The organism is Fluviicola taffensis DSM 16823 (genome assembly GCF_943372375.1).
Taxonomy (GTDB): Bacteria; Bacteroidota; Bacteroidia; order Flavobacteriales_D; family Crocinitomicaceae; genus Fluviicola; species Fluviicola taffensis_A.
Genome location: NZ_CALRYJ010000019.1, coordinates 38,863 through 57,734, shown reverse-complemented (window position 1 = coordinate 57,734; position 18,872 = coordinate 38,863). Strand labels below are relative to the sequence as shown.

Below are 18,872 nucleotides of genomic sequence, written 5' to 3'. Positions count from 1 at the left end.
ACAATCTACAACGTAAGTGGTAAAATGATTCGTCAGTTCAAGAAAGACAATCAGGTTACTTACATCGATTGGGATTTGAAGAACACGATTGGGGTTCCGATTGCAAGTGGTGTTTATTTGATCCATGTGGAAGTTCCTGGAGTTGGAGAACGTATTGTGAAGTTCTTCGGAGGAATGCGCCAAGTCGATTTGGAAACAATTTAATTCGTTTTGTTAAGTAAAACGAGCATTAACTCAAACAAGAACGCTTCGATTTTCAGCTAGTAATTTAGTTCGGAAGCCCCAATGCAAATTCAGTGTTGGGGAGGAAGTACAAGTTAAAATAAGAGAATCAGGCTTGTTTTGGTAGATAAAAAAACATATATTTGTTGTAACAGGAGAGTCCATTGGGCTCTCTTGTTGTTATTTATAGCTCATAACAGAAGAAAGAATTATGTCAGATTTCGCATATTATACAGAAGAAGGACTTAAGAAGTTGAAGGATGAATTGCATGAAATGAAAACGGTGCAACGCCCTCGTATTTCAGAGCAAATTGCAGAGGCAAGGGACAAAGGTGATTTGTCTGAAAATGCCGAATATGATGCAGCAAAGGAAGCACAAGGATTGTTAGAGATGAAGATCGCTAAAATGGAAGGGTTACTTTCAAAGGCTCGGATCGTTGATAACACATTAATGGATAATTCAAAGGTTTTTATATTGTCGCGCGTTAAAATCAAAAACGTCACGAATAATATGGAGATGGAGTATATGCTGGTTGCAGAAAGTGAGGCAGATTTGAAAGAGAAAAAGATCTCTGTGGATTCTCCAATCGGAAAAGGACTTTTAGGAAAAAAAGTTGGGGATATTGCAGATGTTCAAACGCCAAACGGAATCATGAAGTTTGAGGTAATTGATATTGCTCGCTAATGGCTACCATTTTTTCAAAAATACTATCGGGAGAAATTCCATGTCATAAGATTGCAGAGAACGCCGATTTTCTTGCGTTTTTGGACATCATGCCTTTGCGGAAAGGACATGCCTTAGTTATTCCCAAAAAGGAAACGGATTATATCTTCGATATGGAGGATTCTGAACTTGCTGCAATGATGATTTTTGCCAAATCCGTATCACATAAGATCAAAAAGGTATTTCCTTGTCGCAAGATCGGAGTTACCGTTATCGGTTTGGAAGTTCCCCATGCACACATTCATCTGATTCCGATCAATGGAATTGCGGATATGAATTTTGCGCAGGAAAAATTGAGTTTAAGCCAGGATGAATTGGCTCAAATTGCACAGGATATTCAAAATGCATAAACGAATTTCAGGTAGAACAAGTAGTCACTTATTTGTTCTGCTTCTCGTTGTTTTGTGTTTCTCTTGTTCCCAATCAAAGAAAACAACACACATCCTTTTCGTAGGGAATAGTTATACCTATCGAAATAATATGCCCAAACTTTTCGAAGAGATTGCCAGATCAAAGGGAGAACAATTGAGCGTGTCCCATATCACCCGCGGGAAATACACCTTTTATCTTCAATCCAAAAGAAAGAAACTATACCATGCACTGCATGATCAGGAATGGGATGTGATTGTTCTTCAGGGATCATCAAGAGATATGTTGCGGGACTCTGCCCGATTCAAAAAACGCACCTATCCGGCTTTGGACAAGATGCTTGGAATGATTCAGAAAAATCAAAAAGCCGCCAAAGTGTATTTCTACATGACCTGGCCCTACAGAAAAGGTGATCCGAAAACAAAACAATTCTCCGATCCGGATTCCATGCTGGAAGCTGTTGCTGCTGGTTATAGTAATTTGCGGGACAGATATAAGGTGCCGGTTATTCCTGTAGGCAAAGTGTGGAGAAGTTATCATGTTACTTATCCGGAAGCGAATTTGTATCTCAGAGACAACTCCCATCCATCGTATGAGGGATCTTATCTTGTGGCTTGCACCATGTACTCAGCAATTTATGGGAAAAGTCCGGAGGGAGCAGATCAAGTGGCAATTTTAAATCAAAATGAATCCACACGGATTCAACGATTCATCAACAAACAATATCGTACATCCGAATTCCAGTTCTATCTGAAGGATTCAATCTGACAGAATGAGAATGAGAATGAGAATGAGAATGAGAATGAGAATGATGATTTTGACCTCATTCTGTTTCTGTTTCTCATTCTGATTTGTTTACTTCGGTTGGTTTGCTCTTTTGATTTTATTCGAAACGGTCACCATTTTCTTCAAAGTGAAGTTGTTACAGTTTTGCCTCATGTGTAAAGTCACTGTGTAGGTACCGGAAGTCTTGTAATAGTGCTTCGGATTTTTCTGGGTTGAAGTCACACCATCACCGAAATCCCAGTAATAATCTCCCCGGTTATGTGTCTCATTTGTGAATTGTGCTGCCAACCAGGTTTCTCTCACCCTGAAATCAAGCAGTGGAGTTTCTTTTATGTCGAAAACACGTGTCTGATTCAATTTATACTGATTCAGGTTTTTCAATACCACATTTGCCGCGGCTTGTTGAATCACCTTCCAATAGGTGCTGTCCACTCTTTTAGGAGCCGTTCCCCCAACGGGTGATTCCTTGAAAATGGAAGCATAAGCAGTGCAGGCAGCAGTGAAACTTCCTAATGCATTCGGATGGTATCGATCGGTAAAGTACAAGTCAATGTCCGGATGCATCTCCCGAATGTTTCTCCAGACTGCACCTACAGGAATTACAGGATAATGAAGTGTATCACTCATCATCATATATCCGTTCCAAATACGTTGTTGCATTTTGAGGTAGGTATCATTTGCAGGTTGCTCGGGATATCCTTTTTCGTAACCCCAAGTCATATAGAAGTAAATTTGGGCGCAGGGACTTGTTTTAAGAATGCTGTCAATCAATTGTTTTGCATAGGGAATAGATTCCTTCAGAATCACGGAACTGTCTTCTGCAAACTCCCTGGAGAATCCTTGAATCAAAACGTAATCCCATTTTCGGGTTTTCATTTTCAGGTAAGTACTCGGTCTCTCACTGTGTGCTTTCAATGTACTTCCGCTTACTGCAATCGAGTCTGCATACACATTCTTTCCTTTCGACTTTGCAAGGGTTTCAAAGATCTTAGGCATGTTGTTCATGTGCGTGAAACTATTGCCTATGAAAAGGACATTCGAGGGTTGCTGCCCAAAACTGATTCCGGTGATTAATGAGAAGAATAAGACTAATTTATTCATTACGAAGCTTTTTTCGTTTAGGATAGAAAATTCCGAATACTTTGTAGTACAATTCGGTCAATGGCTCAATATACTTCACCATAATCACAAAAACGGTAATAAAGAATGCGGAAATTCCTGCTGCTTGCCATGGGTTAAACTGACGATGATACCAATGTTCAGGATCAAGTCCTATGCCAATTATTCCTCCATAAAGAATAATTACGTGAACAATGTATACCGGGAAGGTGGTCTGACCCATTTTCAGGAACAAAGGAGCGTTGATCTTGAATTTCGAATCAACCAGCATCAATGTGCCCAGAAGCATTGCAACTTGTCCCATTCTGGCGAAACCTGTCGTATTGTTTTCAAAACATCCGTGAGCTGTCAAACCAATCCAATTGGTGAACTGGTCCAATTCATGGAACAAGGATTGTCCGGCAATGTTGAAGAATAAGCCGATCACAAGGAAGGTAACTCCGAACCACCATTTACGCACATTTTTTTCGTAATGGCGAATAATTGCTCCAATCATTCCTCCCATCAAAACGTATCCTGAATAACGGACAAAACTGAAGTCGGAGAATTCTCCATAAATCATGTTTTGAATGAATTTCGGAGCTCCTTGTGGAATGAATGCACTTGGGTCTTTGACCGTTTTGATTCCTTCGGAAACACCATATAATTTGATGTGCTCTTTCAAGTATCCGTAAATAACGAAAATAATCAAGGCACCAATCAGATAATACAAGTACAGAGGACCTTTTTTGATAATCTTATAGATTCCAAAAATGAGCAGCAAGAAAAAGATTCCTACACCGATGGATTGAAGCACATGGAATGCCTGAAACCAATCCAAATGGTAAACAAAACCGCGCGTTCCTCCTTTGAAAAGATCTTCAAAACCGTAATAAGTGTCCCGGAAAAAAGTGATCAGATCAAATTGAATGAAATATCCCCAGAAAAGGAGCATTCTTACGCGCCCAAATCCTTTTTTTACCCGTTCATTCTGAAAGAAAGGTTCATCCGTTGAACGACTTAAAAGGTAAATGAACACAACACCTGTAACACAAAAGAACAGGGGGGAAGTAAGTCCGTGAAGATTATGCCAGAAGCTAAAAAGCCAATTGTTGTCATCCCGGTATTTCTCTGCCAGAGCAGAACCCGTGAAATGACCTTCAAGCATCATTAGAATGGCAATGGAACGTGCCATATCTATAAACTTCAATCGTGGACGAGCCGCTAATGGCACCGCACCATTTTCTACTGACATAGTTTGAATTTACGAGCAAAGATACATTTTATACCAATTGGATTCAATAAAATCTACTTAGGGGTTTCTCCCAGCAGCATCAGACGAATTGGTGAGGAATAACCTTCAAAATAAATGAGTATCGGGAAAGAGAAGATTCCATCGGGAAGTTTCTTGCTGGTTGTAGCCTGGATCAATGAACTTCCTCTTGCAGGAACAGTGTTTCCAAAGCTGAAATTGACCAGGTCTCCTTCTGTTTTGATGGCACTGATCTTTAAGCTTTTCTCCTGGTTGTTGTGAACCGAGAATTGGAAACTTTTTTCTCCCTGTTGAATTTTTCCCAATGTGATGACGTTCGGAACACAGTCAATGAAGAAGAAGATGGAATCGGTTTCCAGATAACTCACACTTTGAATTTCAATCTTCCGTTCTCTTGCTGCAGCTCTCGAAAAGATGGAGTTCTTTACGTCGTTTGGATTGTCACTTGTGACCTGATTCGCCGTGTATTCACCGTATGGGACACCGACCAATTCCAGTTTTCCGCCATTGGGTGCATTTCCATCCAGATAAGGAGCGAAAACACCGTTTTCATATGCTCTCAAATAATTGCCCAAGGACATGATTCTTCGTTGGGTCAGGGCTACGTTGTATTCAGTTTTTGCCAAAGGTGAAGCGAAACCTCTTACGTTTAATCGGATTTGAAATCCTTTCTGTAGTTCCTCCAACAATAGACTTTGGAATAAGCTTAAATCTTTGACTCCTTGCTCGACGTATTGAAGGAAGAAACTTTCGATATCCTCTTCTGCCTCCACAATTTTTTCACCACTCAATCCTTTTGCATATTCTTTGCGGTATTCCGGAAGCATGGCAATGTAATCATTGTAACTACTGATGTAATTGACTTTCGTTGTTGGTTCCTTGGAACGTGGATCGGGAACATCATTGTGAAAATAAAGGGTGACGGGCAAACGCTTGTTCAATTCTGCCAAAGTTTCCTTCTTCGTTTCCGGGATAATGATCCGCGGATGTCTGTATCCGAAAATATCGCTGCAGCAAGTTGGGTTTTTGACATACTGGACTCCGATGCGGTTGCTTGATACATACATGCTGTCGCGATCTTCGAAATAGTACAAATCGTTTGCGGAACTGTTGATTGGCAATCCTAAGTTTTGCGGAGCTTCCCAACGTCCGTTTTTCAATTCCAGGTAAAAGACATCATATCCTCCAAATCCATCATACCAGGAGGAAGAAAAGTAAAGCCGTTTCTTTTCCGCATTATAAAAAGGACTGATATCATTGTCGAGTGAGTTTGCGGCATTCAATGGTCTGACTTTTGAAAATTGATTTCCGTTGTTCTTAATGACTGAATAGTACAAATCCATTCCACCTTTCCCGTCTTCCCGATTGGATGAGAAAATAAGCCATTCCTCGTTTTCAATGACAGCGATAGTTGGAGTGGTGTTATTTGTTCCGGGTTCGTTGATGATTTCCCCCAAGGGATTCGGATTCGACCATTTGCCGTTTTGGTAGGAGGAAACCCAGATCTGACAATTGAATTGATTTTCGTCGCCCCCACAATTGCTGTAGTAGAATCGTTTACCGTCAGGAGAGAAACATCCGTTCCCGGTATTGACTTCTGCCTTGTTGAGACTTTCCAATAATCCGGGATTCACTTCCTTCAAGCTATCCTTCCAGGTAGTGAAATAAAGGCGGTTCTTGTAGTTGTCATCCAACATTTCTTCCCCGACATTTTCCTTTTTGCTCCGCATGGAAGACAAGACAAATTGTCCTTGAGAAACGGTGTGTCCGAATTCTGAGTTAACGGTATTCAATCCCTTTGGCAGTTCGATTTTCTCCAGATCGGAAGTGTCTTTTAAAGCTGTTTGTGACCACAGACAGGATTCCAGTTCGCGCTTCGACTTCAGGTAATTGTATGTCCGTTTGTCTTTGGAGTATTTCTTTTTTGCCCGTTTGAACAATTCAATCGCTTCCGTATAGTTTCCATTCTGTTTCTCCATCAATGCCCATTGCAACAAACTGGAGGGATAAATCGCTGTTTCTTCTTTTTCGTAAACCTTTTGGTAGTAATAACTGGCTTTGCGGTAATCTTTATATGCTCTCAATGATTCTGCATATTTCCAGATGATGCTCACCGTATTGGAATCAATTTCCATGGCTTTTTCATAGTATTGAAGCGCATAGATGTAATCCCCTTTTGCATATTGCTCATCTGCAAAATCCAGGTACTTACCGAGCATATTTTGTCCGTAAGTGGTAAATGAGAGAAGTGCAAAAAGGATTAGATATAATCTGGACATATTCGGTGAATGACTTTTTTGGGTTTGAAGCGTGTAAGAATGTATTCGACAGAGATTTCCAATCCTCCACGGGCAGTACTTGCCGGAATCAATTTGGAAATATTGGTATCATAACTTGCGGCAACCGACCAGTTTTGCATTGCTAATCCCACTCGGACAACAACGGCATCCCTTGATCGAAACCACAAGCCACCATCAACAGCGCGATAGGTTCCCAATTTGTTGACCAGGGTATATCTCACTTGAGAACCGATCAATAATTCCCGGTATTTCCCTTGAAGATTGAATCCGATTCCCGGAATGATTGCTAATTGCTTATTAATCGCATGATCCAGTTGTGAAAAGAAACTGATTCGGATATCTCGTGGAACCTTTACGCCGTAAAACCCTTGATTCGGGCGGTTCAAGTTGTGACCACTGATTCCTGTTTTCAATGAATTCCCTTTTCCGTAGTAATAGCAATGAACTATTCCTGCACCACTGGTGAGGTTTGCCCTGCTGTCGTTTTGATAAGCTTCATTGGTGGGGAGACTTGCGTCAAAAATGAGCCCGTTGAATTGATTGTCGAAATAGAATTTATCCATGTTCACTTTACGGTAATTCAATCCAACTTGTATCCCTACGCTTAGTGTGTGGGTGGAATCGCTGGTCAATTTCAGGTTTTTGGAAACACTTCCTAAAAACTCCAATGTTTGATAGAATCCGTCACCCACATTATCGTGAAAGAGAATCGCTCCAAAGTTGATTCCTTTTTGTTTCCATTTCAGATCTCCTGCAACTGCAAAAGTTTGAAAAGGAACAGTCACGCTTCTCCATTGATCCTTGTAGTTTCCGGTAAGGCGGATGTCGCCGGCAAAAAGCCCTGTATTCGCTGGGTTTTGATAAATGGGTTGTCTGTTGAGGTGGGAAAAATGGATATCCTGAGCAACTAACCTAAAAGTACATGCTATTACCAAAAGTCCAGTAAGTAGGTAATTATTCCCTTTTCTCATTGAATCAAATATACAATAAAATCAATCATAGAAGTACTTCAGTCAAGCAGGAGCGGAACATCCAATAAATTGGGTAATTTCGTTGGATGGTACAAAAGTTTTTTTTATTCATTGGAGTTGCTTTACTCGTTTGTTCATTTCGAGGCGACGGATTAATTGAGCGTGTCTACCCCGAGTTATTAGGAGACTACAAATATTACAAATCGGTTGCAGACCGTTCTGTTTCGTATGCAAAAGAGGAGAAAGAGCTTTTTACAGTTACCATCAATAGGAAAGATCAGATCCTGTTTTACAAGAATGGGAAAAAGGTTCGTAAAATGAGCTTTATTGAAACCAAAATGCCTTTTTTGGATGATGAAAACCATGTGCTTTTTGGAACGAAAAACAGCTATGAACCACTTTTTTATCGGGGGGACACCATTGTGATACAAAGTTATCCGATTGAATATCAGGACAATTACTTTATTAAAAAGAAGTAAGCGGGTTCCAAAGCCAGAATGAACATCACAATATTCAACTATTGCTAATTTTCAAAATGGTGATGTTAACCTGATTTAAGGTCGTTGAACCTTTAAAGAAGATGCATCACTGTAGATCAGGTAGTCGCCATTTTTGGAATAAGCCTGATAAGGCATTTCTTCTCCAATTACTTTTACCTTTTTATCTTTCCCGACAAAATCTTTCGGGATGTGAAACACGTTTTGTTTCTGATTGACGATCACGTATTTCGGACAGATTTTAGGATCCAGTTTTTGATTCAAGGTCAATGAATAAGTGATTTTTGTCGGAGAAAGCTTGGTTCTGATTACACGGTCAACCGGAAGTCGAACCAATAAATCTGTTTTGATTTGAGCAATGATTGGTCGGGTTAGGGGGAACGAAGCTTCCGCAATCACCCGAATCTTTTTGGGATGATAAGCAATTAACGGACTGTTTTTCTTTACATAATCGTCTGAATGTGCGTAAACCTTTGTAATAAATCCATCTTCTTTGCTTAATTGAAAATAGTTCTGGATTGTTAGCTCTTTCTTTTGGATTGCCCGGTATTTTTCTTCAATTTTTGCCTCTTCGATGAATCCTGCTTCCTCCTTGTACTCCATTGTCGGGAATGCGGGCATGATTTTGTCAGGAACCAATTTAGTTGCAAAGTCGCGCCATTTTTTTTCGACAGGATTCAGTGATTTTGGGAGGTTGTCAATTGCGTTTGTCAGGTCTTCTTTCAAAGCTTCTTTTTCGCCACTCAATTCAACAAATGCATCGTAATCATCAAATTGAATCAGTAAGCTGTTTTTCTTGAATTCGGGATTTTCGACCAAGCGTTCCAATTTTCCGGTACGTTGGGCTCGAATTGTTTTTTTTGGGATGTTGAAATGTAAAAACACCGTATCACGCTGCTGCTTTCCAGTTAGTTGAATGATATTGTTGGAATTGTCATTGATGTTTTTTTCATCTTCACCTGAACAGGAGAAGAGAGTGAATAGGATTGGTAAAAAGACAACAAATCGGATTAATTTCATAGTGCGCTTTTCATAAATGTACAACCAAAAAAGGAAAACGTTGAAAGATTGTGAAAAGTTGGACAGATAATGTTAATAACTTAGTTAACATTTAAATAACATGACTTAAAAATAACAAGCCCTTCCCACCTAAATTTGTAGGAACGATATAATGCAGGCCTATGCTAGGGACACTATTAAAAAAAAGATTGTCAGACACACAATTAGCGAATGTTTTCCTGAACGGAATTTTCGAGATTGTGGACAATGGCTTCGTTGAGGTTGTGGATCTAATCAATGAAGATTTGGCTTTTGTTTCTTCTCCTTCTATTCCTGCTGAGCGTAACGGACAATTCACTATGATTGTGGTGGTTGCCAATATTTCATCGTTGGAAACAACTTTTGAAACGGTTCAGGCAAATAGAATCGAGAAAATCATTTTTGAACAAATGGGTTCATTGATGGGCGTATCGGCAGTTGATGCGGAAGCCAAAGTGAGGGAATATCAGAAATTTATGCAGCGCATCAACCATCCTTCTAAGAATATGGTTTATGCGATGTCTAAAGCCGTGTTTCAAAAATACGATCTGAATGATTTTCAAGATGAATATTTCAAACGCTTGCAATCACCCAATCCATTATTTTTGAAACGGATGGATCAGATCATGATCAATTTCCTTTGGGATTGGGATTCGTTCTTTAAGAAGTACAAAATTGATGAATAATTGAAACCCTGACAGAATCGTCAGGGTTTTTTTATGCCCAATAACTTCTTTTTGAAATTTTAAATTGCTAAAATACTATAGCTTTACAAAAGAAATATATTTAAATAAACTCCTTTATTTAACTAGTTTTTATCAAGATCTATTTTTTGAATTTTGAATTTTTCTTTTCTATACATGGGTTAAGTTCCCATTTTTAAAGGAAAAATATAGTTTAACCAATTAACTATATCTTTTTTTGAGATAGCTTTCCTTTTTCGTCTCTTAGCTGTGCTATCCAGGTTATTAACGAAAATTCAAATAAGCATGAAACATCTACTACTTTTTGGAGTTATCGCATTTTGCACAAATACCCTTTTTGGACAAGGATTTCCAGCCTATGATGGTGGTTTGAAGATCAAATTGAACGATGACGGTTCGAAATACATCCGATTCCTCACCTGGCATCAGATTTGGCTGAAGTACAATCAAAATAACGATGGAAGCACACTTGCAGGGAAACCAATCAATGAATCGTATGACATTTCCATTAGAAGATCCCGGTTTTTAACCTATTCCCAAATTAGTGACCGCTTTTTGATTCTCACGCATTTTGGGATTAACAATCAAAGTACATTCAGCGGAGGAGCTTCTGCTGCAAACGGAAAAAAACCACAATTGTTCCTTCATGAAGCATATGTGGATTATACGGTGTTCAAACGTTTTTTAAATATCGGTGCAGGTTTGCATTACTGGAATGGTGTTTCACGAATGACAAATGCAAGTACCTTGAACTTCCTGGCTCAAGATGCTCCGATTTTCAATTGGTATAATATTGATAAAAGCGATCAGTTTGCGCGTTACTTAGGGATTTTCGCGAAAGGTAAAATCGGTAAATTGGATTACCGTTTAGCGGCAAATGACCCTTTCCAGGCCAACGAAGCAAAAACAATTGCGACGAACGTTTCGGATTACAATCCCTATTGTCGATCATGGAGTACAGCGGGCTATATTAACTATGAATTCCTGGATGAAGAAAGCAACTTGCTGCCGTTTATGGTCGGATCCTATTTGGGAACGAAGAAAGTGTTCAATATCGGAGTTGGATTCGATCATTGGAAAGATGGAATGTGGCACCGAAATTCAGATGGAGATACGGTGACGCAAGATCAATTACAGTTAGGGGCAGATGTGTTTCTGGATATGCCCTTAAGCAAGCGAAAAGACGCAATCACTTTTTATGGAAGTTATTATAATTACAACTTCGGGAAAGATTATGTTCGAAGTATCGGAATTCTGAATACTGCTGATGGAGGAGGTGTTTACAGAGGGAATGCCTTGCCGACGATTGGAACAGGACAAATTTTTTATGGGCAGGTTGGTTATTTGCTCCCTGACTTTAAGTTAACAACCCGTTTTCAGGTTTACGGAGCGTTTTCACATGCTCGTTTTGTAGGATTGCGAAACGCAGCAGATGAATTAGTTCCGGTAAATACAATCGATGCAGGTCTAAATGTATTCTTGGCTGGGCATCATTCAAAAATCACATTGAACTATCGGGCACGACCTGATTTTTCTGATATTGAAAGTATTAATTATAAAAACGAACTGACACTACAATTTATGGTTTACTTGTAAATTGCTGTATCTTTTCAGATAAAAAAAGAGATGGATAAACGCAAAATTCAAACGAGCTATTTTTTGCTTGGATTACTTGGGTTCGTTTTGTTTAATTATCCGATCATTCATCTGATGGAAGGTAAAGTTTGGTTGGGAATTCCGGCTTTGTTGATTTATTTCTCTGGGGTAGTGTTATGCATCAGCGTGGTCGGTTTTCTCATCGCCAAACGAAATAAAGAATGAAGGTAGTTCAAAAGTTGAAAGAGTTCAAAAGGTTCAAAGGAAATTTGCTTGAACTCTTTGAACCTTTTTCCCTTTGAACTATTTTTCATGTAAAATGGAAAATAAATGAGTGGCTTAATAATTTTGGTCATAGTGGCGTATCTGGCAATGCTCTTTTTTGTAGCGTACAGGATTGATGCGTCTACCAGATTGAGATTGCGAGTTGCCAATTCTCCGACTATTTATGCGCTTTCATTAGCTGTTTATTGTACGGCTTGGACATTCTTTGGAAGTGTCGGCGGTGCTTCTGCCTACAATATTCAATTTCTCACGATTTACATTGGACCAATTATTCTAATGCCTTTCTTGTGGTTTGTTTACCGAAAGTTCATTCGTATTTCCAGAGCGCAGGGGATTTCTTCTCTTTCTGATTTCATCGCAAATCGCTACGATAAAAGCATTGGTTTGAATCGCTTGGTAGCCATACTTCTCATGGTGGGGATTATTCCTTATATCGCCTTGCAAATTACCGGGATCGATAAGGCTATTGAGACCATCGTTACCAACAACGGAACAGAACAAAATGCCTGGTTGCGCTATGTGGATACCAGTTTATTGGTGACACTTGGTTTGGGGTATTTCATTATCATCTTTACTACCAAACGTTTTCAGGAGAAAGAACAAAATACAGGATTGGTTGGGGCAATTGCCCTGGAGTCCATTGTGAAGTTATTGGTTTTTCTATTCTTTGGACTCTATATTGTTTTGTATGCGGCCGATAAACCGGAATTATTTGCTGATTTCGATGCAAGTAAGTTGAAGTTAAATCCCCATAACGATTATGGGCAATGGTTCGGAATGATTTTTTTATCCGCTTTGGCATTTTTATTTCTGCCGCGTCAGTTCGAAATGGGAGTGGTGACAGCTGCCAACGAACGAAAGGTAAAACGTGCGATTTGGATGTTTCCTATTTATCTGTTGCTGATAAACCTCTTTGTAATTCCAATTGCCGTCATTGGGAACAACATGTTTGCCGGAGGTAAAATGAATCCGGATATGTATATGTTGTCTATTCCGATTCATCTGAATAATGGTTGGATGGCTTTGCTTGTTTTATTGGGTGGGTTTTCTGCTGCCAGCGGAATGATTATTGTCTCCACTCATGCTTTAAGTAAAATGGTTTCCAATGCGATTTTGATGCCGAGCTTTATCAACAATCGCTTCGTTTTGAATAGGTTTAAAGACCGGAATCACCGCATTCCCGTTTTTTTTAGACGGTTGAGTATTTTTACGGTGCTTCTTCTGGCTTATCTCTATCATAAATTGGTTGTTGCCGACTTCACCTTGATTTCGATCGGATTGGTTTCATTTGTTGCAGTGGCTCAGTTTGCTCCGGCAATCCTGGGAGGGATTTTTTGGAAGCTGGGAAATAAATCCGGAGCAATTCTCGGGATTTCATTGGGTTTCTTTGTTTGGTTGGTTTTTCTGATCGGTCCGACGATTCTAAATGTGAACTTGCATGGTTTTTTTGGAGCTTCTCACACAGGGCAAGCTGTTAGCCCGGAAGGTAACTTAATTACGACGGTTCTCTTTTGGAGTTTACTCCTGAATATTTTGGGATATATCATCGGGTCAATTCTGACCAAACAAACAGCTTTGGAACAAAATCAAGCGACACTTTACGTCGATATCATGAACTATTCCACGGATGTGGATTCGGGAGTGGTGTGGAAAGGAACCGCATTTTTTCCGGATATCAAATCCTTGCTGTCCCGGTTTTTGGGTGAAAGAAGGGTAACTGCCGAATTGAATCATTTTGCTCAAAAGCAAGGGATCAATCTGGAGGATCAGGATGAATTGGACTCTCGGTTGATTGGCTATTCCGAGAAAATGTTGAGCCCGATTGTGGGAGCTTCCTCGGCAAAAATTTTAATTTCATCGGTTGTCAAAGAGGAAAAGCTATCCATGGAAGATGTGGTGAATATTTTGGAGGAATCCCAAAAAATCATTGCGGTAAACAAAGAGTTGCAACAGCGGACAGATGAATTGAAACGGGTATCAGAAGCATTGAGATTGGCTAACGCTCGCATGAAGGAAAATGATTTGTTGAAAGATGAATTTTTGTACACGGTTACTCATGAGATGCGCACTCCTTTGACCTCGATAAAAGCTTTGAGCGAACTGCTTTCGGATGAAGAAGATGCCATGCCGGAAGAAGTTAAGAAAGAATTCTTGACTACTATTTTGAAGGAATCCAATAGAATGACGCGCTTGATTTCGCAAGTTTTGGATTTGGAAAATTTTGAGTCAGGGAAACACCAGTTGATTATTGATAAAGTGGATATTTCGGAATTGATTCAACACTGTTTGCAATCATTGGATGGTGTGTTCAAACAAAACAATATTCAGGTGTGCATCGATATCGAGGAAGGGCTTCCGGCTTTAGAGGCTGATTCTGATCGGATTACACAGGTTGTATTGAATTTACTGGCAAACGCCGCGAAATATTGTGATAAAGAAAGTGGGAAAGTGTGGATTGATATCGCGCGAACAGGCTCGGTGCTTCAGGTGAAAATTGCCGATAATGGTCCGGGGGTAATTCCTGAATTGCGTGAGATTATTTTTGAGAAATTCTTCCAGGCAAAAAATCAAACCATGAGAAAACCAAAAGGAAGTGGTTTGGGGTTGGCAATTTCCAAAAAAATTATTCAACTTCACGAAGGGAAAATAGGTGTAGATACAAATGAACCAGAAGGTTCCGTGTTTACATTTAGTATTCCATTTATCCAGAACAGAGATTAAGAATTATGACAGGAAAGAAGATTTTAATAGTAGACGATGAGCCGAATATTGTATTGTCGTTAGACTATTTGGTGAGGCGGAAGGGGTTTGTACCATTGATAGCCCGAAATGGTACGGAAGCACTAAGTGTGGCGAATGAACATATCCCTGATTTAATCATTTTGGATATCATGATGCCGGATATTGATGGATATGACGTGTGTCAAACCATTAAATCAAATCCTTTGTTTAGTCATACGAAAATCATTTTCCTTTCGGCAAAATCAAGACCTGAAGATATTTCAAAGGGTCTGAAAATGGGGGCTGACAAATATGTAACCAAACCATTTAGTACAAAACAATTACTGGTAGAGATCATGGAATTGTTGTAATAAAAATCTGTATAAAACTGGAACTATGAATAAAATGCAAATTAAAACCCTTGAAGAGTATCATGAAAAGTATGCTCAAAGTGTCTCAAATCCGGAAGGCTTTTGGGAAGATATCGCCAATGAGTTTCAATGGATGAAGAAGTGGGATAAAGTTCTGGAATGGAATTTTACCGAACCCGATATTAAATGGTTTAAAGGTGCGAAACTCAACATTACGGAAAACATGTTGGATCGTCACTTGGAAAAACGCGGTAATAAGTTGGCGTTGATTTGGGAACCAAATGATCCCAAGCAGCGTTTCATACGCTATACGTATCGTGAATTGTATGAGCAGGTTTGTGTGTTTTCGAATGCATTGAAGGCGCAAGGAGTGGAAAAGGGAGATCGGGTGTGTATTTACATGCCAATGATTCCTGAGCTGGCTATTGCAGTGATGGCATGTGCCCGAATCGGTGCAATTCACTCAGTTGTTTTTGCCGGTTTTTCTGCACATGCATTGGCCGATCGCATTGATGATGCACAAGCAAAATTGGTCATTACGGCAGATGGATTGAATCGCGGACCAAAACAGATTCCGCTGAAACGTGTGGTGGATGAAGCATTGGAAAATGTGAAATGCGTGGAAAAAGTCATTGTATTTGATTGCCTGGGCTGGTTGCCGCACATGGAAGAAGGAAGAGATATTTGGTGGGCAGATGCAATTGCCGGGCAAGCGAAGAAATGCGCTCCGGAGCCGATGGATTCAGAAGACCCGTTGTTCATTCTTTATACCTCCGGTTCAACCGGGAAGCCGAAAGGAGTCGTTCATACTTGTGGCGGATACATGGTTTATACGGCTTATTCATTCCAAAATGTCTATCAGTACGAAGAAAGTGATGTGTTTTGGTGTACAGCTGATATCGGTTGGATTACCGGACATTCTTATATTGTCTACGGACCTTTACTAAGTGGTGCAACAACCGTGATGTTTGAAGGAGTTCCGACTTATCCGGATGCGGGTCGTTTTTGGCAAGTCATTGATAAGTATGGGGTGAATCAATTCTTGACTGCACCAACTGCAATCCGCGCCTTGATGGCTTGTGGAGATGATCATGTGCTTTCTTACAGTCTGGATTCCTTGAAAATAATCGGAACGGTCGGTGAACCAATCAATGAAGAAGCTTGGAAATGGTATCAGTTACATGTTGGAAAAGGACGTTGTCCGGTGGTTGATAATTGGTGGCAAACCGAAACGGGTGGAATCATGATTTCCGGGATTGGAAATATTTCTCCGCAGAAACCGACTTTTGCCGGTTATCCTTTGCCGGGAATTCAACCGGTGTTATTGAATCAGGAAGGGAAAGAAATTGAAGAGGCGAATGAAGAAGGATATTTGTGTATCAAATTCCCTTGGCCATCGATTTTGCGAACAACTTATGGAGATCACGAACGTTGCCGCATCAATTACTTTTCGCACTACGATGGATACTATTTCACAGGGGATGGAGCGAAACGTGATGAAAGCGGAATGTATCGCATTATTGGTCGAATCGACGATGTGATCAATGTTTCAGGTCATCGGTTTGGTACTGCGGAGATTGAAAATGCAATCAATACCAATAAACATGTGATCGAATCTGCAGTTGTTGGATATCCGCATCCCGTGAAAGGTCAGTCGATTTATGCTTTCGTGGTTTGTGAGCACGAAGTGCCGTTGGAAGACCAGGATTTTGCACGTGGAGACATCATGGAGTCGGTGGTGGCTGAAATCGGTAAGATAGCAGCTCCTGAAAAGATCCAGTTTGTTTCAGGCTTGCCGAAAACACGTTCAGGTAAAATTATGCGCCGGATCTTACGCAAGATAGCTGAAGGCGATGTGACAAGCTTAGGAGATACTTCTACCTTGCTTGATCCCTTGGTGGTCGATGAGATTGTGGAGAACGCATTGTAATTTACAATATGAAATAAAAAAGTCGGGGCGAATAATTATTCGCCCCGACTTTTTTGTTAATAGACAGATGTCTATTTGTAAATTGTAAAAACGAGTAGAGGCGGAAAATTTTCCGCCTCTACTCGTTTTTGTTGATATGCCGATGAACTATTCGTCGTCATATTCACCTTTCAAAGCGTAGATCCCGAAGATAGCCAGTCCCAAAACAATCAGTGGAGTGAGTATAAAGAGAATGATAATCCCAAATACCAGATCATCCTGACTTCCCGTTGAGAATTTGGGAATTCCAAACTTCACGATACAGAAGTATGCTGAGAGCGCGGCTAACAAAAGCCAGACAACGCCTAAGATTCGTTTAAAAATATTCATAGTGTATTTTTTAAATTAGTAATGTCAATATTGGAAAATTCCGTTTTGTGCATTTTTTAATTAATTGACTTGTTCCGGTTTCTTGTCCTTTACATAGATTAGTCCGATGACGAAACTGATTCCGGCAATGATGATCGGATACCACAGACCATCCAGATAGAATTCCGCACTTCCCGTTTCCTTGGATTGTGTTACAAGATAAGTTGAAATAGCGGGTAAAAGTCCCCCGAATATTCCATTTCCGATGTGATACGGCAATGACATGGAGGTGTAGCGAATTCGGACAGGAAATAGCTCTACCAGGAAAGCGGCAATCGGTCCGTAAACCATTGTTACGAAAATCACCTGAATGAAAACCAGGAAGGTGAGAAACCATTTGTCTGAACTTGGAATGGTAATAGCTGTTTTAGTATCAATGCGTGGCTTTCCAGCTGCTATGATTACCTTGTTTTCCTTGTCCAAATGAACCGTTTTCTTTTGATTCCAAATAGTTCCGTCTGAATAGGTTGTTGTTATTGCATACAGCGAATCGGTTCCGGTTGCGACTAAAGTTGCGGAGGCATCCGTTTTGGACGATACGATCAATTCTTTTTTGTTCTCGACATTTGTTCGTTCGTACATCAATCGGTAAATTGGACGATAGCATATAATCGCTAAAAGCATCCCTGCAAGCATGATCTTCTTTCGACCGATTTTGTCCGACATCCAGCCAAAGACGACGAAGAAAGGTGTTCCGATTAAAAGCCCGATTCCCATGAGTGTATCTACTTGCTGGGCATCAATATTCATGACTGTTTTGAGGAAGCTCATGGCGTAAAATTGTCCCGTGTACCAAACAACACCTTGTCCCATGGCAACGCCGAACAAAGCCAGAAGTACGAATTTGAAATTCAGTTTATTACCAAAACTTTCTTTCAATGGATTTTTAGAAGTTTTCCCTTCGCTTTTTGCTTTCTCAAATTCAGGAGACTCGTGCATTTTTTTGCGGATGAGGTAAGAAACCAATACCATCAGGATGGAAACCCAGAATGGTACCCGCCATCCCCAGCTGTCGAATTGTTCTTCGCTTAATGCTCCACGTGTTACCAGGATTACCATCAGGGAAACGAATAATCCGAAAGTGGCTGTAGTTTGAATCCAGGAAGTCCAATATCCGCGTTGATTACTTGGAGCGTGTTCTGCCACATAGGTTGCTGCTCCTCCATATTCCCCGCCAAGCGCAAGTCCCTGCAGTAAACGGAGTAATAAGATCAAAATAGGGGCAAATACTCCGATACTTTCGTAGGAAGGAACGCAACCGATCAGGAAAGTGGCTCCACCCATTAAGAGTAGTGTTACCATGAAGGTGTATTTCCTTCCGATTAAATCACCTAAACGGCCAAAGAACAATGCTCCGAATGGTCGAACGACGAATCCGGCTGCAAAAGTTGCCAGTGTGGATAAGAATGCTGCGACAGGATTGTCGGCTGGGAAAAATTTAGTGGAAATGACCACTGCCAAGCTTCCGAAAATGTAGAAGTCGTACCATTCAATGAGGGTTCCGACTGAGGACGCGGAAATGACTTTCCAGATTCCTTTAGTTGATGTATTGTTACTCATGTTCGTTTGAATTACAGTT

Annotated in this window: 18 protein-coding genes; 11 read left to right on the top strand and 7 right to left on the bottom strand. The window is 40.3% G+C overall.

Annotated elements, in window-relative coordinates; genetic code table 11:
• The 4 genes from AAG807_RS18880 to AAG807_RS18865 form a co-directional block, all read left to right on the top strand.
• A partial coding sequence (locus tag AAG807_RS18880; RefSeq protein ID WP_341907456.1) for a T9SS type A sorting domain-containing protein occupies nt 1–204 on the top strand: 204 nt, incomplete at its 5' end.
• Between the two features lie 229 nt (nt 205–433).
• Nucleotides 434–907, top strand: coding sequence for a transcription elongation factor GreA (gene greA, locus AAG807_RS18875; protein WP_294860311.1), 474 nt, complete (start codon nt 434–436; stop codon nt 905–907).
• A complete protein-coding gene (locus AAG807_RS18870) occupies nt 907–1,296 on the top strand; it encodes an HIT family protein (RefSeq protein ID WP_341907453.1) in 390 nt (129 codons plus the stop codon). Before greA ends, AAG807_RS18870 begins: the two co-directional genes overlap by 1 nt.
• Nucleotides 1,289–2,083 (top strand): DUF4886 domain-containing protein, encoded by a 795-nt coding sequence (locus AAG807_RS18865; RefSeq protein ID WP_341907451.1) that lies wholly within the window; start codon nt 1,289–1,291, stop codon nt 2,081–2,083. Before AAG807_RS18870 ends, AAG807_RS18865 begins: the two co-directional genes overlap by 8 nt.
• 87 nt (nt 2,084–2,170) lie before the next feature.
• Here AAG807_RS18865 and AAG807_RS18860 read toward each other — a convergent pair whose 3' ends face one another.
• The 4 genes from AAG807_RS18860 to AAG807_RS18845 are packed head-to-tail and all read right to left on the bottom strand — an operon-like array spanning nt 2,171 to nt 7,743.
• The gene (locus AAG807_RS18860; RefSeq protein WP_341907448.1) at nt 2,171–3,202 is read right to left on the bottom strand and encodes a DUF4886 domain-containing protein; all 1,032 of its coding nucleotides are present in this window, start codon (nt 3,200–3,202) and stop codon (nt 2,171–2,173) included.
• Nucleotides 3,195–4,454, bottom strand: a complete 1,260-nt coding sequence (locus AAG807_RS18855) for an acyltransferase (protein WP_341907446.1) — start codon at nt 4,452–4,454, stop codon at nt 3,195–3,197. The genes AAG807_RS18860 and AAG807_RS18855 overlap by 8 nt, the downstream gene beginning before the upstream one ends.
• A gap of 53 nt (nt 4,455–4,507) precedes the next feature.
• Nucleotides 4,508–6,751 (bottom strand): hypothetical protein, encoded by a 2,244-nt coding sequence (locus tag AAG807_RS18850; protein ID WP_341907443.1) that lies wholly within the window; start codon nt 6,749–6,751, stop codon nt 4,508–4,510.
• Nucleotides 6,733–7,743, bottom strand: a complete 1,011-nt coding sequence (locus AAG807_RS18845) for a PorP/SprF family type IX secretion system membrane protein (RefSeq protein ID WP_341907440.1) — start codon at nt 7,741–7,743, stop codon at nt 6,733–6,735. Before AAG807_RS18845 ends, AAG807_RS18850 begins: the two co-directional genes overlap by 19 nt.
• An 86-nt stretch (nt 7,744–7,829) precedes the next feature.
• Here AAG807_RS18845 and AAG807_RS18840 point away from each other — a divergent pair, with 86 nt between their 5' ends.
• Complete coding sequence (locus tag AAG807_RS18840) at nt 7,830–8,222, top strand: hypothetical protein (protein ID WP_341907437.1); 393 nt, start codon at nt 7,830–7,832, stop codon at nt 8,220–8,222.
• Between the two features lie 75 nt (nt 8,223–8,297).
• Here the strand turns inward: AAG807_RS18840 and AAG807_RS18835 are convergent, their stop codons facing one another.
• Nucleotides 8,298–9,260, bottom strand: a complete 963-nt coding sequence (locus tag AAG807_RS18835) for a hypothetical protein (RefSeq protein WP_341907434.1) — start codon at nt 9,258–9,260, stop codon at nt 8,298–8,300.
• A 161-nt stretch (nt 9,261–9,421) separates the two neighbouring features.
• Between AAG807_RS18835 and AAG807_RS18830 the strand changes: the two genes are divergently transcribed.
• From AAG807_RS18830 to acs, 6 genes are all read left to right on the top strand, one after another.
• Nucleotides 9,422–9,964, top strand: coding sequence for a hypothetical protein (locus AAG807_RS18830; RefSeq protein WP_341907431.1), 543 nt, complete (start codon nt 9,422–9,424; stop codon nt 9,962–9,964).
• Nucleotides 9,965–10,267: 303 nt separating this feature from the next.
• Nucleotides 10,268–11,578, top strand: a complete 1,311-nt coding sequence (locus AAG807_RS18825) for a hypothetical protein (protein ID WP_341907428.1) — start codon at nt 10,268–10,270, stop codon at nt 11,576–11,578.
• Between the two features lie 30 nt (nt 11,579–11,608).
• Nucleotides 11,609–11,803 (top strand): hypothetical protein, encoded by a 195-nt coding sequence (locus tag AAG807_RS18820; protein ID WP_341907425.1) that lies wholly within the window; start codon nt 11,609–11,611, stop codon nt 11,801–11,803.
• A 105-nt stretch (nt 11,804–11,908) separates the two neighbouring features.
• The gene (locus AAG807_RS18815) at nt 11,909–14,584 is read left to right on the top strand and encodes an ATP-binding protein (protein WP_341907423.1); all 2,676 of its coding nucleotides are present in this window, start codon (nt 11,909–11,911) and stop codon (nt 14,582–14,584) included.
• Between the two features lie 5 nt (nt 14,585–14,589).
• The gene (locus AAG807_RS18810) at nt 14,590–14,955 is read left to right on the top strand and encodes a response regulator (RefSeq protein WP_341907421.1); all 366 of its coding nucleotides are present in this window, start codon (nt 14,590–14,592) and stop codon (nt 14,953–14,955) included.
• Nucleotides 14,956–14,980: 25 nt separating this feature from the next.
• On the top strand, nt 14,981–16,885 hold the full coding sequence (gene acs, locus AAG807_RS18805) for an acetate--CoA ligase (protein WP_341907417.1): 1,905 nt from the start codon (nt 14,981–14,983) through the stop codon (nt 16,883–16,885).
• Nucleotides 16,886–17,032: 147 nt separating this feature from the next.
• Here acs and AAG807_RS18800 read toward each other — a convergent pair whose 3' ends face one another.
• Entirely contained in the window at nt 17,033–17,254 is a 222-nt protein-coding gene (locus AAG807_RS18800) for a DUF6814 family protein (RefSeq protein ID WP_341907414.1), read from the bottom strand.
• 60 nt (nt 17,255–17,314) lie between these two features.
• Nucleotides 17,315–18,853: an MFS transporter gene (locus AAG807_RS18795; RefSeq protein WP_341907411.1), complete on the bottom strand. Its 1,539-nt coding sequence runs from the start codon at nt 18,851–18,853 to the stop codon at nt 17,315–17,317.
• Between the last annotated feature and the right edge of the window lie 19 nt (nt 18,854–18,872).

Coding starts and splice junctions, on each gene's coding strand:
- greA (WP_294860311.1), top strand. CDS start 434: ATGTCAGATTTCGCATATTATACAGAAGAAGGACTTAAGAAGTTGAAG.
- AAG807_RS18870 (WP_341907453.1), top strand. CDS start 907: ATGGCTACCATTTTTTCAAAAATACTATCGGGAGAAATTCCATGTCAT.
- AAG807_RS18865 (WP_341907451.1), top strand. CDS start 1,289: ATGCATAAACGAATTTCAGGTAGAACAAGTAGTCACTTATTTGTTCTG.
- AAG807_RS18860 (WP_341907448.1), bottom strand. CDS start 3,202: ATGAATAAATTAGTCTTATTCTTCTCATTAATCACCGGAATCAGTTTT.
- AAG807_RS18855 (WP_341907446.1), bottom strand. CDS start 4,454: ATGTCAGTAGAAAATGGTGCGGTGCCATTAGCGGCTCGTCCACGATTG.
- AAG807_RS18850 (WP_341907443.1), bottom strand. CDS start 6,751: ATGTCCAGATTATATCTAATCCTTTTTGCACTTCTCTCATTTACCACT.
- AAG807_RS18845 (WP_341907440.1), bottom strand. CDS start 7,743: ATGAGAAAAGGGAATAATTACCTACTTACTGGACTTTTGGTAATAGCA.
- AAG807_RS18840 (WP_341907437.1), top strand. CDS start 7,830: ATGGTACAAAAGTTTTTTTTATTCATTGGAGTTGCTTTACTCGTTTGT.
- AAG807_RS18835 (WP_341907434.1), bottom strand. CDS start 9,260: ATGAAATTAATCCGATTTGTTGTCTTTTTACCAATCCTATTCACTCTC.
- AAG807_RS18830 (WP_341907431.1), top strand. CDS start 9,422: ATGCTAGGGACACTATTAAAAAAAAGATTGTCAGACACACAATTAGCG.
- AAG807_RS18825 (WP_341907428.1), top strand. CDS start 10,268: ATGAAACATCTACTACTTTTTGGAGTTATCGCATTTTGCACAAATACC.
- AAG807_RS18820 (WP_341907425.1), top strand. CDS start 11,609: ATGGATAAACGCAAAATTCAAACGAGCTATTTTTTGCTTGGATTACTT.
- AAG807_RS18815 (WP_341907423.1), top strand. CDS start 11,909: ATGAGTGGCTTAATAATTTTGGTCATAGTGGCGTATCTGGCAATGCTC.
- AAG807_RS18810 (WP_341907421.1), top strand. CDS start 14,590: ATGACAGGAAAGAAGATTTTAATAGTAGACGATGAGCCGAATATTGTA.
- acs (WP_341907417.1), top strand. CDS start 14,981: ATGAATAAAATGCAAATTAAAACCCTTGAAGAGTATCATGAAAAGTAT.
- AAG807_RS18800 (WP_341907414.1), bottom strand. CDS start 17,254: ATGAATATTTTTAAACGAATCTTAGGCGTTGTCTGGCTTTTGTTAGCC.
- AAG807_RS18795 (WP_341907411.1), bottom strand. CDS start 18,853: ATGAGTAACAATACATCAACTAAAGGAATCTGGAAAGTCATTTCCGCG.